Below are 15,320 nucleotides of genomic sequence, written 5' to 3'. Positions count from 1 at the left end.
TTGTTGGCAGGGGATTAACCGCGCAACCAGGAGTCAACGGTGGCAGCACCGTATTGTTCCTTCCAGGCTTTCAGGCCGCGGTGGTTGCCGCCCTTGGTTTCAATCAGTTCACCGGTGTGCGGGTTGTGATAAACCTTGACCACGCGAGCGCGGCGGGTTTTAGGCGCTGCAGAGGTCTGCAGACCGGATTTTGCCGGGTTCGGATCGAGGATGGCGATGATGTCTTTCAGGCCTTTGCCGTAGGTTTTCATCAGCCCCTGGAGCTTTTCTTCGAATTCGATTTCTTTCTTGAGCCCGGCATCGTTCTTCAGCGATTCCAGCTGCTTGAGCTGTTCCTGAAGGGCCTTTTCAGCTGCACGAAATTCAGCGAGTCTGGACAATATCTTTACTCCAATAGTGTGTTTGGCTGATACCAACCGCAAACAAAGCTAATAAGCCAAGAGCCTTGAAGCGACTCGGTGATAAATGGCTCACCTGCCAATCTTGCTCAGGTTGAAAAAATTGTAGTAGTTAATGCGCCAAGAGTAAATCCTGATGTTGTCTTCATGTAACAACAGCGGTCTTTTGTATCAATTTGGTGCGCCTGATCGGGACGCTCGTCTTAATCCGGCTTAGTTAATGGTGAGTTAATGCGCTGATGAACTCCGCGGCCGGCATCGGTTTGCCGAACAGGTAGCCTTGCAGAAAGTTGACGTGATGTGCAGTCAGATAATCGGCTTGCGCCTGAGTTTCGACACCTTCGGCAACAATACCCAGATCAAGCTTGGCCGACAGTTCGATAATGGTATCGAGAATGTGTCGGGACAGCGCATCGACGCCGATCATGGCGACGAAACTCTGATCGATCTTGAGGAAATCCACATTGAATTTGCGCAAGTAGCCGAGGCTTGAATGACCGGTACCGAAGTCGTCAATCGCGATCTTCACGCCCAGTGCATGCAGTTGCTCGAACAGTTGCCGGGTGATGTCGGTCGGCTCGATCAATTCGCGCTCGGTCAACTCCAGCACCAGGCTGATGCTGTCGGGCACGAACGCGGCGAGAAACGCCCGGCAGTCCTCCACCAGTTCCAGATCCTTGCAATGGCTCGCGGTGATATTGATGCCGATATGAAAGGGCGGGGTGAACGTTGATGACAGCGGTCCCAGCAGCGCAGCGGTTTGTTGCATCAAGGCGCGGGTCATCGGCACGATCAACCCCGAATGCTCGGCGAATGGAATAAACAGGTCCGGGCGCACCAGTCCTTCTTTGGGGTGAGTCCAGCGCATCAGCACTTCGGCCCCCGACCACATCTTGCTGTCGCCATGCACCACGGGCTGAAAGTAAGGAATGAATTCGCCTGCCTCGAGCGCCCGAAGCATCTCGTGGCTCGGAGACGTCGAGCGCTTCTGCAAGACATGGCCGATGGCACCCGAGACCACGCCAAAAAAGATCAGCAGACTGAACAGCGGTGGGTATTCATCGGCCATGTAGCGCCAGGTTTCGCCCTCGGGAAATCCCGCAGAAACGCTGAACGCATAACGCGAAGAATCGAGTGTGTGTTGTGCTATCGGCAACGCGGGCAGGGCGCCAGTGTGTACTTTGCCGTCGGCCGACAGCCAGTTGTCGCCCACTTGCAGCACCAGCAACATGTGCCGGCCGATCAGACGCAACATGTTGCTTAGATGGTAGCCGTCGAGTGTCGTCAGTGCGCCGCCGCGACCCTCGCTGAGCCGATAGACCAACAGAGCGGTGTTGGGTGTTACCGGGTTGCCATTCATCAGCCACAACTTGCCCTGGTTGTAGTCGCCCGCGTTGACGGCTTCCTTGAAGTCGCCAAACAACGAACTGCAATAGAGGTTGTCGTCCCACACCAGATTGGTCGAGCGCACGAACGGGCGACGGGTCACTTGCTCGCGCAGGGCGAGCTTGACGTTCTCACAAGTCTGGCCGGCCAGAGGCAGCAATTCACGGGCGGCCTGGGCCGTGTTGTCGAGCATCAATTCGAATTGGCGCAACGCCTCTTCCGCAGTCTGTTGTGAACCTTGTTCCAGCGTGCGTTCGGCCTGCACGTAGAGAATTACGCTGCCCAGCAGCACCGGAAGCAAGCCACTGAGCAGTGTGACGACGATGCGGGCGCTGCGTTTGCGGCGGGGTCTGGCGGTCAACGGCATGGGCGCATCCTGTCGCGGTGGAGTGGGGCTCTCGAATGCAGGCCGGATAACGGCGCGCCGCTGAAAATCACATCAGCCAGAAGGGAGGATAGATGGCAGAAGGCGCTTGCGCTGCTCATCAAAGATTCATCCGCGACGCCACTTCGATAAAGGCCAGGGTGGCGGGAGAGGCCTGGCGCTGATCGAGGACGGCAAGTCCGACCTGGCGCTGCACGGCGGGCAACAACGGCTTTTTCACGTAGTGAGACGTTGCTTCCTCCGGCAATGAGCCTTCGGCAACAATCGTGATGCCATCGCCACGGCTGACGGTGTCGAGGGTGCTGAGCAGTTGCGAGCAGCGATAGCGAATATTCGGTTGCAAGCGCGCGGCCATGAACAGCTGCGATACCAGTTCTGAAGAACCCGCCTCGGTGAGCACGAACGGGTCGTCGCACAAGTCCTTGAGAGTCAATGCCGATCGCGCTGCCAGCGGATGACCTACAGGGAGCAGGGCAACCATCTGGTCTTCGATCAGCGCAAACGTGTCGAAGCGATCTTGGGGCAGCACCACAAAACCGATGTCGATCCGCCGCTCTTCGAGCCACTGGGTCACTTGTCGATCGGGTCCTTCATCGATGTGCACCTCGATGCCCGGATGCGCCTCTCGATAACGCCGCAAAATATTGGGCAACAGTTTGATCGACGATGTTGGTCCGAACGAGCCGATGCGCAAGGTGCCGCTTTTCATACCGCGCGCATCGGCGGCTTCCTGACGCAAGGTGTTGGCCAGACCGAGCATCGCGCGGGCGCGCAGCAACAGTTGCTCGCCGATATCGCTGAGTTCCACTGTCGACTGGTGCCGACGCAGCAGCTCGACGCCGAGTTCTTGCTCCAGCGCTTTCATCGCATGGGATACCGCCGACTGTGAAATCCCCAGCCGATGCGCCGCGAGGGTGAAACCGCGCAGTTCGGCGACCAGCGAGAAGATCTCCAGTTGGGTAAGGGTCATGAGTATTTGCTCATTTTACGATGATGGGGAATGAGGTGAATGATACGGCATTCCTCAAGTTCCCGGGCCTGGAGCGTTATGCGCAATGTCGAACAGCTGCACACAACATCGTCGGATATTCCCGTTTACCTGACACTGGCGGTGGTCACCATGATCTGGGGCGGGACCTTTGTCGCCGGGCGGTTCCTGGCTGGCAGCCTGAGCCCGATGTTCGCCGCCAGCCTGCGCTTTTTGCTGGCCAGTGCGGCGCTGCTCGGCTTTTTGTGGCTGGCGCGGATCCCCTTGGCGCGACCGACACCCCGGCAATGGATGCAACTGACGCTCTTGGGCTTCTTCGGGATTTTCTTCTACAACCTGTGCTTCTTTTACGGTCTGCAATACATCAACGCGTCGCGGGCTTCGTTGATCGTCGCGTTGAACCCGGCGGTGATCGGTCTGGCCTCATGGTGGTTGTTCAAAGAACGCTTGAGGCGGGTGAAAGTCGCCGGAATCGCCACCTGTATTGTTGGCGCTGGTCTAGTGATCGTCAGCCGTAATCCGCAATTACTGGCTGCAACGCCTGACGCATGGATCGGTGATCTGTTGATCCTCGGCTGTGTGCTGGGATGGGGTGTTTACTCGTTGTTTTCCCGTGAATTGAATCAGACGCTGGGGCCGGTGCAGACCGTGACGTATTCGATCCTGATCGGCACGCTCATGTTGTGGTTTGTGGCGGCTGTGCGCGGCGAACTGAGCTGGGAGGCGCTGGATGATCTGGGGCTGCCGCAATGGTTGAGCCTGACCTACCTCGGCGTCCTCGGCTCGGCGCTGGCCTACATCGGCTATTACCACGGTATCCGCAAAATCGGCGCGACGCGCAGCGGGGTGTTTATCGCGCTGAACCCGCTGACGGCCGTGGTCTTCGGCGCAGTGTTGCTGGACGAACACCTGACATTGGCCATGTATGGAGGTGGCGCACTGATCCTGACGGGCATTTACCTGTGCAACAAACCCCTTGCACCGGGCGCCAGAAAGCGGATTTTATAGAGAGAGCAGACAAGCCTATTTACGCTGTGTAGAATCGGGTTACGCATACAATAATAATCGTCTTCTGGCAGCAGAAGCCTCGCCCGCAAGAGCCTTGGGTCGACAATGAAGATATTCGGGTTTCAACTGATCTACGGTGACTTTCTCGCCCGCAGTGTGCGTGGCATCTCCTGCGCGCCACCCACCGACCTCACATGACTGACAAATAACCCTGGTTAATTGATAAGAAATGATGAGGTGCCACCATGGCAGATTTATACGAAAACCCAATGGGCCTGATGGGCTTTGAATTCATCGAGCTGGCATCGCCGGTGCCGGGCACTCTGGAGCCGATCTTCGAGATCATGGGCTTCACCAAAGTCGCCACCCACCGCTCCAAGAACGTGCACCTGTACCGTCAGGGCGCGATCAATCTGATCCTCAACAACGAACCCAACAGCGTTGCGTCGTACTTCGCCGCCGAGCACGGTCCGTCCGTTTGCGGCATGGCGTTCCGCGTCAAGGATTCGCAAAAAGCCTACAACCGCGCACTGGAACTTGGCGCTCAGCCGATCCACATCGAAACCGGTCCGATGGAGCTGAACCTGCCGGCGATCAAAGGCATTGGCGGCGCGCCGCTGTACCTGATCGACCGTTTCGGCGAAGGCAGCTCGATCTACGACATCGACTTCGTGTTTATCGAAGGCGTTGATCGCAACCCGGTCGGTGCCGGCCTGAAAATCATCGACCACCTGACCCACAACGTGTATCGCGGTCGCATGGCCTACTGGGCGAACTTCTACGAGAAGCTGTTCAACTTCCGCGAGATCCGTTACTTCGACATCAAAGGCGAATACACCGGCCTGACTTCGAAAGCGATGACCGCACCGGACGGCATGATCCGCATCCCGCTGAACGAAGAGTCGTCCAAAGGCGCGGGCCAGATCGAAGAGTTCCTGATGCAGTTCAACGGCGAGGGCATCCAGCACGTCGCGTTCCTCACCGACGACCTGATCAAGACCTGGGATCAGTTGAAGAAGATCGGCATGCGCTTCATGACCGCGCCGCCGGACACCTACTACGAAATGCTCGAAGGCCGTCTGCCGAACCATGGCGAGCCGGTTGATCAACTGCAATCGCGTGGCATCCTGCTCGACGGCGCCTCGGAGCAGGGCGACAAGCGTCTGCTGCTGCAGATTTTCTCGGAAACCCTGATGGGCCCGGTGTTCTTCGAATTCATCCAGCGCAAAGGCGATGATGGTTTCGGCGAAGGCAACTTCAAGGCTCTGTTCGAGTCGATCGAACGCGATCAGGTGCGTCGTGGTGTGCTTGCCACCGAGTAATCGGCCACTGAAATGAAAAATCCCGGCCTGCAGCGATGCAGAGCCGGGATTTTTTTGAAGATCAAAAGATCGCGGCCCGAGCCTGCGGCAGCTCCTACAGGGAAAATGCATTCCAAATGTAGAAGCTGCCGCAGGCTGCGATCTTTTGCTTTTAAGGACGGCGTTGCCGCGTCAGGTGTTTGAAGCCTTCGAAGATCAGCACCACAACCGCCAGCCAGATCGGAATATACGTCAGCCATTCCCCGGACTTGATGCTCTCACCGAGCAACAACGCCACGCCAAGCAACAGCACCGGCTCAACATAACTCAACAGGCCAAACAGACTGAACGGCAGCAAACGGCTGGCAATGATGTACACCACCAGCGCCGATGCACTGATCAGGCCGAGTAGCGGGATCAGCCACATCAGCCCCGGGTATTGATCAAACACGCCCAAGCCTTGCTCGCCGCCTTGCACAAACCACCAGGCGACCGGCAGCATCAGCGTCATATCCACCCACAATCCGCCGAGGTGGTCGGTTTTCAGGTATTTGCGCAGGACGAAATACAGTGGATAGCCGACCACGACCACCAGTGTCGCCCAGGAAAAACCGCCGACCTGATATAGCTCATTGAGCACGCCCAAACTGGCGAAGAACACTGCAATTTTCTGCAAATAAGACAGACTTTCTCCGTAGGCAATCCGTCCGGTCAGCACCATCGCCAGCGGCAGCAGAAAGTAGCCCAGCGACACGTCGAGGCTGTAGCCGTTGAGCGGCGCCCACATGAACAGCCACAGTTGCACACCGAGCAGGGCAGCCGAGACGCTCAACCCGGCGATCAGTTTTGGCTTTGCCGCGACCACACGAACCAGCTCCAGCACCCGCCGCCATTCCCCGGACACCAGCATGAACACGGTCATGCACGGCACGGTCAGCAGCATCCGCCAGCCGAAAATCTCTACGCCACTCAACGGTGTGAGCAACGAGGTGTAGTAATACATGACGGCAAACAGCACCGAGGCTGAAACCGATAGAGCGATACCTTTAGACAAACTGTCCTCGCGGGGGTTGATGGTCAAACGGGGCGCGAAGGATACGTGGTTTTTGTGCTGAATATTGGGCAAATGCTCAATATTCTTCACACACATTCCCCTGTAAGAGCTGCCGCAGGCTGCGATCTTTGATCTCGCCTTTGAAAGTCGAAAGATCGCAACCTGCGGGCGTTCCTCCACAAGCGTAGTCAGTGGCAGGAAAACATCACTGAGCAACCTTCAACGGATTACCGAAGCGCTTGAGGTACATCTCGCCGAACTTGTAAGAGGCATAATCGGTGACGTGACCAATATCACGATAGACCGGCAAACCGTCGACGGTGGTCATGCAGGCGGCGTCTTTGCACTGCACGATTTTCGGGTCAATGACGATCAAGTCGGGATATTCAGCCTTCAGATCATTGAAGAGTTGTTCCAGTACCGGCTCTTTGGCACCTGACCATGGCGCCGTGGCGCAGAGGCTGCTTTGCTCGACACTGCCCATCAAACCGCGCAACTTGACCTGTTGCAGCAGGCAGGTGTTGATCCCCTCAGGCATAGGCAGCGTGTTCTCGAGAAGGACTGGAGTAGCACCGGATTCGACAATGATATCCAGAGCCTTGCGGATCGCTGTGCCGAGACGTTGTCTTGACAGTTCCGGGCTGCGCGGGTCATCGAGTTTGGTGACGATGTCATCGTCGAGATAGGCCTCCCAGAACTGACCCACGATCACATACTTGAAATGCCGCTTCGCGATCATGTCGTAATAGCGTTGAGCGGCGTTGTGGCATTTTTGATACAGCCCGTTGGTGTATTTACTCTCGTCATAGAGGTAGATCCCGGGCAAGGCCAGGCACGCCGGATAGCCCTGTGTGAGCACGGCAAGATTGGCATCCTTGGCCAATGTTTCAACAAAGCCCCAGTAATGATTCGAAAACGAATCGCCCATCAGCAGTATTTGCGGTGCAGCCTGTGCGGCGCCCGATATGCAGCCAGGATCGGCGCCATCGCTGACACCCAGGCATCCCTCGCGAGTGGCCGGAACAGACGCTTTCAAACCGTTGAACACGTCGTTGTAGCCTTGGTTGAAGCGGTTCGGCCAGCCTTCTTGTCTGACGCTGGCCGCGTGGAGCAGCGACAGGCCGATTGCCGGCACGATCATTAGCACGACCAGGGTTTTGGCAAAGCCGAGCCTGGCCTTTCGAAAGCGGTTTTCGATCAACACATAGCAGAGCCAGGCCGTGACGAACGTGGAGACGAAGTAAACGATCGTCATCGGCGGGGTGAGCGCGATGCCCATGTAACTCATCACCGCCAGGATCGGCCAGTGCCACAAGTACAAGGAGTACGAGAGCGTGCCGATAAACACCAGGGGTTTGAACGCAAGCAGTTTTGAAGTGATGCTCGCATCGCCAACACCCTGGAACAGTAGGGCTGCCGTTGCGAGGCACACGGCAATGGCGTGATATCGCGGAAAGCCCGGCAGGATATTTTCCAGGGTGGCGCAGTAGATGATCGTCGCCAGCGAAAGCGCGCAGACCAGCGTGGCGCTCAGGCGATTGAGCCTGAACGTGTCCGTGCTGAAGATGACCGCACAAGAGCCAATCATCAATTCGAAAATTCGCGCGGTGAAGAAGTAATAGTTTTTTTCAGGAGCCGAGTAAGACAGGTACAGCGCGAGCGCGATTGCCGCCAGGGTCAAGCCGAGCACCGCCGCTTTGAAAAGGCTTTTCGCCAGATAACGGTAGAGCAACCAGAGGCCCAGTGGCAGCGCCAGGTACCACTGCCATTCGATGGCCAGCGACCAGGTGTGCAAGAGTGGCAGACTGGCCGCATCGGGCGTGGCGTAACCCGTGGTGACTTTGGAAAAGTACTGGTTGGAGATGATCAGCGACGTGTATTTCTCGCTTTTGAGAAAGTCCACATAGTCATCGGGCAAGTACAGCAACGTTGTGACAATCAGCGTTACGACCAGCAACGCAATCACGGCCGGTTGCAAGCGCCAGATGCGCCGCGTGTAGAACCCCGAGAAAGTGAACGTGCCGTTGTTCAGCGACTTCATGATGATTGCGGTGGTCAGATAACCCGAGATCACGAAGAAGATGTCGACGCCAATAAACCCTGACGGGAAGAACGCCAGGCCGCCGTGAAAAATCAGCACCAACAACACCGCGATTGCGCGCAGCCCATCGATATCCGCACGGTAATCAATCGAAGGTTTGCGATCCACCGCAGTTGCGGTCGCTGCCGGCGCAGGAAGCTTATCGGCAAACAGTTTGAACAGCAGCCCGCGCAAAGGCTTCCTGGTTACCTCAACGGGGCGATTGAGCATGTATTAAGTCCCTGGTTATTTCTGAACGCTCAATCAAATCATCCGTTTGATCGCGCTTGCTTCAACGAAAAACAGCCGATTGTATCGGCTGTTGCTGGACAAGGGAAAACGCTTAAACCAGATGCGGTTTACGCCCCGACACAAAATGACTGACATCGTTGAATCCCGGCGTCGATGCATGGCCCGGCGTCACCAGCGAATCGATGAAAGCCTCATCTGCTGCGGTGATCTTCACGGTCTGTGCCTTGGTATACGCATCCCATTGCGCTTCGGTGCGCGGCCCGACAATCGCCGACGTCACGGCACTGTTGTTCAACACCCAGGCAATCGCAAACTCCACCATCCCGACGCCGCGCTGCTCGGTGTACTGCTGAATCTGCTGGGCAATGCGCAGTGATTCCACGCGCCACTCGGTTTCCAGAATGCGTTTGTCCTGACGCCCGGCGCGGCTGTTGGCGTCCGGCTGCACATCCGGCGCGTATTTGCCGCTGAGCACGCCACGGGCCAGCGGACTGTAGGGCACCACACCCAAGCCGTAGGTTTGCGCCGCGGTGATCTGCTCGGTCTCGGCCTGACGGTTGACGATGTTGTACAACGGCTGGCTGATCACCGGTCGGTCCACGCCGAGTTTATCGGCGATGCGAATCACCTCGGCAATCCGCCAGCCGCGATAGTTCGACAAACCCCAATAACGAATCTTGCCCTGACGAATCAGATCGCCAATCGCCGACACGCTCACTTCCAGCGGCGTGTTGTGGTCTTCGCGGTGCAGGTAATAAATGTCGAGATAGTCCGTGCCGAGCCGGGTCAGGCTGGCATCGATGCCATTGAAAATGTGTTTGCGGCTCAAACCGCTGCGATTCGGCACACCGTCCACCGGGCCGAAACCGACCTTGGTTGCCAGCACCCACTCATGCCGATGACGGGCAATCGCTTCACCGACGATCTCTTCGGAACGGCCGTTGGTGTAGACGTCGGCGGTGTCGATGAAATTGATGCCCTGATCCCAGGCCTTGTCGATGATGCGCAGCGAATCCTCGGCGCTGGTTTGCTCGCCAAACATCATCGTGCCAAGGGTGAGGGTGGACACCTGCAAGCCCGAGTGCCCGAGTGTGCGAAAGCTCATGCCGAAATCCTTTTGTCGGTGGGAAAGGGTTAATCAAATACCAGAACCGCTGGAGCCGGCAAACAAATTTGTCCAGGAATTACTTTTCAACCCCCACCCGATGGGAGCCGTTCGTCGTGACTGTCAGATCTGACAGTAGGCACGGCGGTAGATGTTCTGGCCTGATTCTGAAGGGTGGCCTCGTTGAAAAGTCCTGGCCTATTCTTGAAATCAGGAGCTCGTTGATGGATACCAAGACTTTGGATGTGGCGTTACCCGCCGACGCCGAGATCAACCTTTACGCGCCGCAACTTCCGGACAGCAATACCTCCGTGGCCGGTGCCGATTGCGGTATCGCCAAGGCGTTCTACGAGCTGCGGCCGAATGGCGCAACCGTCATTATCAATCCGGTGCTGGCGCAGCGGCCGCTGGATACATTTTCAATTCACGTGAACGGAGTAATGCGCGTCGACAGCCAGCAGGCCCAATCCACGGACGACGCAGTGACCCTGCATATTCCCAAAAATTTGCTGAGATCCGATCCGGGTTTCGTCAATGAACTGAGCTATACCGTCACACGCACCACCGGTGCTGAAGAAACCTACGAGCCGCCATTGACGATTCTGTACAACGCCATTCGCCCCGGGATGGAGGACAAGAACGGCGATGAAGGACACTCCGAACTCGAGTTAGTACTGCCTCGGGATGTGCTGGAAGACGGTATCGATGCCGATCGTGCAGCACAGGGCGTGCAGGTCTGGTTCTCCTATCCCTATTGCCGGCCGTACGACCGGATTGTGCTCAACTGTAACGGTCATGATGTTGAGTGGGAGGTGCATCCGGACGAGGCCCCGGCGACACCGACCAGTACACCCACTCGCATTGGGCGTCTATTGGAAAAAGCCGATCTGGAGGCGGCAGGTGATCATCCCCAGTTCTCTTTCACCTATACGGTGTTCGACCAGATTGGCAACGGAGCCGATCTGAATTCGCCGTGGTCGGCGGCGATCCGCGTTGTTGTCGATCTCAAGGGCACACGGATGGCCGCTCCCGATATTGCCGAAGACCCGGATGACCCGCACGACGCGCCAGATACCATTGACCTGAACAAACTGGGCAACAAGGATCTGACCATCCAGGTGCATGTCCTGGAACCTCTCTGGGCCACCAACGACACTGTCCGCGTGAAATACACCGCGACGCCAGGCAGCGGACCCGTTGTCGCTCATACGGTTGACCAGTTGGTCGGCAGGCTTCCTTTTGTGCACCGGTTGATGATTCCCAATGCCAAGGTCATCGGCGACAGTGTGGTCGCTGTGTTGTATGAGCAAATACGTGGGGGAATCGTTATTGCGACATCAAAAGTTGCGCGGGCACGGGTGATTGTGAAACCAGTTATTTTAGAAGTTAAGAACTCGTCCGGAGCGGACGTGCAGAACGGCGGCACGGTTTCGGACAATAAAGTGGTGTTGTCGGGTTCTGCGCTGGCGGGGATGGTGTTGCGGGTTTTTAATGGCGAGGCGTTTATTGAGGAGATCCAAACCGGATCGAATTATAAGTGGCAGAGCAAGTTGCTGCCGATTGCGGTGGGGCTGCACAGCTTTACCGTGAAGGAAAAAACCGGGAATCAATTTGAATCGGATCCATGGCGGTTTGAACGGTTGATGTTGACTATCGACAAGCTGCCCATGCTCCTTCACGGTTATTCTGTGAAGATACCGCAATGGCCTAAAACCGGGGAGGACTCGATTGGCAATACGGCCGTCCGCACGCCGGTTGGAGGAGTTCCGCCATACATTTATTTTTCATCTGATTCCCTAACTGCCTCTGTAACACCACAAGGAAAAGTCACAGGACTGAAGCATGGTGTGTCGACGGTTTATGTCACGGACCAGGAAGGTGTATCAGTGACTTACCTCGTCTCAGTAGAGAACACTTTTCAATTGCATGTTAACGAAGAGTTATTGACGTCTTATGAAGCCCAAAGCTGGATGTATTCCCTGCAGGGATATGCAGCTTACGCTACATTTAGAAATGATGTGCTTCGAGTATATGCACCTCCATTGCGCTCAGATAATGTTTGGACGTGTAATTCCTCATCAGTACTTAGTCCAAGTTTTGTATTTTGGAATTTCCATCCAAATACAAAACTACGCGCGTATTGTGTTACTCGTATTTAGTTTAGGCAGGGATCGTTCCCACGCTCCGCATCAATAGTGTCCGGCAAAAACTAAGGGGGAGCTTGCTCCCCCTTGCGTTACCTGCTTCGTAAGCAATAATCAAGTTTTGAAGGAGTGTTCCCACGCGCTGTGAGGTAGTGTCTCGACGGACGCGCCGCGTTTTGTTCAAAAAAGCCATTCCGTTATCGACTGAGCGCTGCGCAGCGTTCGCGTAAAAATACCTGTAGCACCTTCACCCGCTCCGACACCTGCACCCGATGCGGACAGAGCAAATTGAACGGCGCACTTTCGCCGTGCCAGTCATCAAACAACGTCATCAACCGCCCGGCGCGGACATCTTCGGCGATGTCGAGCCAGGCCTTGTAGGCAATACCATGTCCGGCCAGCGCCCAGCGGCGGGCGACTTCGCCGTCGTCGCTGAGGTAGTCGCCGTGGACTTCGACTTCCAGCATTTCATCGCCGCGAGTGAAGCGCCAAGTGTTGTAGGGACTGCCGTTACGCAAATAGAGCAGGGCGCTGTGCTCGCTCAATTCGCCGGGATGTTGCGGGGTGCCATGGCGCGCCAGATAGTCAGGGCTGGCGCAGGCAAGCCGCCGGTGTTGCGGCAGAATCGGCAACGCCACTAGCGTTGAATCGCTTGGCACGCCGAAGCGCAGTGCCACATCGACCGTTTCGCGGAACAGGTCGGCATGGCGGTCGTTGAGCAGCAGTTGCAGCTGGATATGCGGGTGTTCGCGCTTGAAATCGTCGAGCCACGGCAGTAACACATTACGCCCGAAGTCCGACGGCGCCGCCAGTTGCAACACGCCGCTCAGGCCTTCGCTTTGTTGTTTAAGTGCCTGTTCACCCTCGGCCAGCGCCGCCAGTGCCAAGCGCACGCTTTGCAGATAACAGCGACCTTCTTCAGTCAGACGAATACTGCGCGTGGAGCGTGCGAACAAGCGGATGCCGAGGCGGGTTTCCAGGCGCTTCAACGCAATACTGGCGGCGGCTGGCGTCAGCTCCAAGGCACGAGCGGCGGCGGAGATGCTGCCGGCATCGGCGACGCGGACGAAGATCTCCAGATCAAGAATCGAGCTCATTGCTAAAAATCCTTTAAAGATCTTTGCGTTTTTGCTGGATTTTTCAGTGATTGGCAAGGACAGATACTGCAATCAGTCAACAATCGCAGGAGAGGCGCATGACCTGGACATTCGATCATCTGGCGTTCAATACCGCTGACGGTCAGACCTTGCAAGATGGTTTCGCCAAGTTGCTCGGGCTCAAGCCGGGCCGGCGACCGCCGTTTCCGTTTCCCGGGCGTTGGCTGTATCAGGATGAACACGCCGTGGTGCATGTGATCGAGCGGCCGCTGCCGGATGACACGGAATTGAGCCACATCGCGTTTCGTACTGATGAGCCGGCGGAAACGATTTTGCAGCGGGTGCGTGAGAGTGGATTGCCGTATCAACTGGCGCGGGTGCCGGGTGAGGGGATTGCGCAGATTTTCGTGCAGATGCCGGGTGGTCTGGTGATTGAGCTGGACGCATTAGAAGCCCCTCACCCTAACCCTCCCGAAACGTCGGACCGCCCGAAGGGAGAGGGGACTGACCGAGGTGCTTGAACGAGGTGCACCGACGTGCAATAGCGAGTCGAACTCAAGTCTTGAAAAGCACCAAAATCGGCTCCCTTCTCCCGAGTCGAACTCAAATCTTGAAAAGCACGGCAATCGGCTCCCTTTCCCCCTCGCCCCGTTGGGGGCGGTCCGACGTTTCGGGAGGGTTGGGGTGAGGGGGAAAAGATCTCCAGAACACCACAAAACCCAAGCCGAACCCCCAATAAAAAACGGCCCTGAAAAAGAGCCGTTCTTCCGTGCATCAAAAACTCAAGCGCGCAAAGTGCGCGTCATACGCAACGCCAGCAAACTCCCGCCAACAATCACCCCCGCCAGCAGATACAGCGCGGCATCGGTCGACCCCGTGCTGTCCTTGACCCAACCCACCAGATAAGGGCTGAGGAAACCGGCCATCTGCCCCATCGAGTTGATCAACGCCAGCCCACCGGCCGCAGCACCCGCGCTCAACATCGCCGTCGGCACCGGCCAGAACATCGGCAGGCCAGTCAGCGCACCCATGGTGGCAATGGTCAGACCGAGAATCGCAATCGCCGGGTTCGCCGCAAAGTTAACGGCGATCACCAGCCCGATCGCGCCCATCAGCATCGGCACCACCAAATGCCAGCGACGCTCCTTGCGCAAGTCCGCCGAACGCCCGACCACCAGCATGAACACCGCCGCCAGCAGATACGGAATCGCACTCAGCCAGCCGATCACCAGGTTATCGCTGAAGCCGAGGTTCTTGATGATCGACGGCAGCCAGAAGTTGATCGCGTACACGCCGCTCTGGATGCAGAAGTAGATCAGGCCAAACGCCCAGATCGCCGGGTTCTTGAATACCGCCAGCAGCGAGTCGGACGTGGTTTTCGGCTTGTTCGCCAAATCTTCGGCCTGATCTGCCTCAAGCACCGCACGCTCATGCGGGCTCAGCCACTTGGCGTTGGCGAAGCTGTCGCTCAGGAGGAAATAGGCGAGGGCGCCGAGAATGACGGTAGGAATGCCTTGCAGCAGAAACATCCACTGCCAACCGGCCAGACCGCCCTGGCCCGCCGCGAAGTGATTGAGAATCCAGCCAGAGAACGGGCTGCCAAGCAAACCGGACACCGGGATCGCCGACATGAACAGCGCCATGATCCGCCCACGGCGGAAGGTCGGGAACCACTGCGAGAGGTAGAGCACGACGCCCGGGAAGAACCCGGCTTCGGCCGCACCGGTGAACAGACGCAGGGTGTAGAACTCGGTCGGTGTGGTGACGAACAACAGGCAGGTCGACAGTGTGCCCCAAGTGATCATCATCACGGCAATCCAGCGCCGTGGGCCGAATTTGGTCAACGCCAGATTGCTCGGTACGCCGCACAGCACGTAGCCGATGAAGAAGATACCGGCCCCGAGGCCGTACACGGTTTCGCTGAATTTCAGTGCGTCGAGCATCTGCAGTTTGGCAAATCCAACGTTGACCCGGTCGAGGTAGTTGAACAAGTAGCAGATGAAAATGAAGGGGATCAAACGCAGGGTGATGCGTTTGTAGACGGCGTTTTTATCGTCATCGATGGTCTGGGTAGCTGCGGCGCTGTGCGACATAGCGGCTCTCTCTTTATTATGATTTTTTG

The 15,320-nt window shown here is 57.1% G+C and carries 12 protein-coding genes; 4 read left to right on the top strand and 8 right to left on the bottom strand.

The genetic code is table 11. The features are described 5' to 3' along the window. Positions 1 to 14: 14 nt before the first annotated feature. The 3 genes from ACM6IN_RS00605 to ACM6IN_RS00595 form a co-directional block, all read right to left on the bottom strand. Positions 15 to 380, bottom strand: a complete 366-nt coding sequence (locus ACM6IN_RS00605; RefSeq protein WP_007912217.1) for a histone-like nucleoid-structuring protein, MvaT/MvaU family — start codon at positions 378 to 380, stop codon at positions 15 to 17. A gap of 235 nt (positions 381 to 615) precedes the next feature. After that, positions 616 to 2,151: an EAL domain-containing protein gene (locus tag ACM6IN_RS00600; RefSeq protein WP_414915181.1), complete on the bottom strand. Its 1,536-nt coding sequence runs from the start codon at positions 2,149 to 2,151 to the stop codon at positions 616 to 618. A gap of 118 nt (positions 2,152 to 2,269) precedes the next feature. Further along, the gene (locus ACM6IN_RS00595) at positions 2,270 to 3,139 is read right to left on the bottom strand and encodes a LysR family transcriptional regulator (protein ID WP_414915180.1); all 870 of its coding nucleotides are present in this window, start codon (positions 3,137 to 3,139) and stop codon (positions 2,270 to 2,272) included. Between the two features lie 78 nt (positions 3,140 to 3,217). On the opposite strand from ACM6IN_RS00595, the gene ACM6IN_RS00590 reads away from it, so the two are divergent. Further along, positions 3,218 to 4,165: a DMT family transporter gene (locus ACM6IN_RS00590; protein WP_414915179.1), complete on the top strand. Its 948-nt coding sequence runs from the start codon at positions 3,218 to 3,220 to the stop codon at positions 4,163 to 4,165. Positions 4,166 to 4,410: 245 nt separating this feature from the next. Continuing rightward, positions 4,411 to 5,487 carry a 4-hydroxyphenylpyruvate dioxygenase gene (gene hppD / locus ACM6IN_RS00585; protein WP_007912211.1) on the top strand — a complete coding sequence of 359 codons (1,077 nt, stop codon included), beginning with the start codon at positions 4,411 to 4,413 and terminating at the stop codon, positions 5,485 to 5,487. Between the two features lie 151 nt (positions 5,488 to 5,638). On the opposite strand, the gene rarD is transcribed toward hppD, so the two are convergent. The 3 genes from rarD to ACM6IN_RS00570 all read right to left on the bottom strand — a co-directional run bounded on the left by rarD (position 5,639) and on the right by ACM6IN_RS00570 (position 9,957). After that, positions 5,639 to 6,520: an EamA family transporter RarD gene (gene rarD, locus ACM6IN_RS00580; protein WP_414915178.1), complete on the bottom strand. Its 882-nt coding sequence runs from the start codon at positions 6,518 to 6,520 to the stop codon at positions 5,639 to 5,641. A gap of 205 nt (positions 6,521 to 6,725) precedes the next feature. After that, positions 6,726 to 8,831 (bottom strand): acyltransferase family protein, encoded by a 2,106-nt coding sequence (locus ACM6IN_RS00575; RefSeq protein WP_414915177.1) that lies wholly within the window; start codon positions 8,829 to 8,831, stop codon positions 6,726 to 6,728. 112 nt (positions 8,832 to 8,943) lie between these two features. Continuing rightward, positions 8,944 to 9,957 (bottom strand): aldo/keto reductase, encoded by a 1,014-nt coding sequence (locus tag ACM6IN_RS00570; RefSeq protein ID WP_007912205.1) that lies wholly within the window; start codon positions 9,955 to 9,957, stop codon positions 8,944 to 8,946. A 224-nt stretch (positions 9,958 to 10,181) separates the two neighbouring features. On the opposite strand from ACM6IN_RS00570, the gene ACM6IN_RS00565 reads away from it, so the two are divergent. Beyond that, positions 10,182 to 12,116: a hypothetical protein gene (locus ACM6IN_RS00565; RefSeq protein WP_414915176.1), complete on the top strand. Its 1,935-nt coding sequence runs from the start codon at positions 10,182 to 10,184 to the stop codon at positions 12,114 to 12,116. A 182-nt stretch (positions 12,117 to 12,298) separates the two neighbouring features. Here ACM6IN_RS00565 and ACM6IN_RS00560 read toward each other — a convergent pair whose 3' ends face one another. Next, positions 12,299 to 13,198, bottom strand: a complete 900-nt coding sequence (locus tag ACM6IN_RS00560) for a LysR family transcriptional regulator (protein WP_414915175.1) — start codon at positions 13,196 to 13,198, stop codon at positions 12,299 to 12,301. Positions 13,199 to 13,296: 98 nt separating this feature from the next. On the opposite strand from ACM6IN_RS00560, the gene ACM6IN_RS00555 reads away from it, so the two are divergent. Next, positions 13,297 to 13,719 carry a hypothetical protein gene (locus tag ACM6IN_RS00555; RefSeq protein ID WP_414915174.1) on the top strand — a complete coding sequence of 141 codons (423 nt, stop codon included), beginning with the start codon at positions 13,297 to 13,299 and terminating at the stop codon, positions 13,717 to 13,719. A gap of 261 nt (positions 13,720 to 13,980) precedes the next feature. On the opposite strand, the gene ACM6IN_RS00550 is transcribed toward ACM6IN_RS00555, so the two are convergent. Continuing rightward, positions 13,981 to 15,291 carry an MFS transporter gene (locus ACM6IN_RS00550; protein WP_007912199.1) on the bottom strand — a complete coding sequence of 437 codons (1,311 nt, stop codon included), beginning with the start codon at positions 15,289 to 15,291 and terminating at the stop codon, positions 13,981 to 13,983. Positions 15,292 to 15,320 lie beyond the last annotated feature (29 nt).

This window comes from Pseudomonas sp. IT-P395 (genome assembly GCF_949767675.1).
Classification (GTDB): domain Bacteria; phylum Pseudomonadota; class Gammaproteobacteria; order Pseudomonadales; family Pseudomonadaceae; genus Aquipseudomonas.
This window is presented reverse-complemented; position numbering and strand designations above follow the sequence as displayed.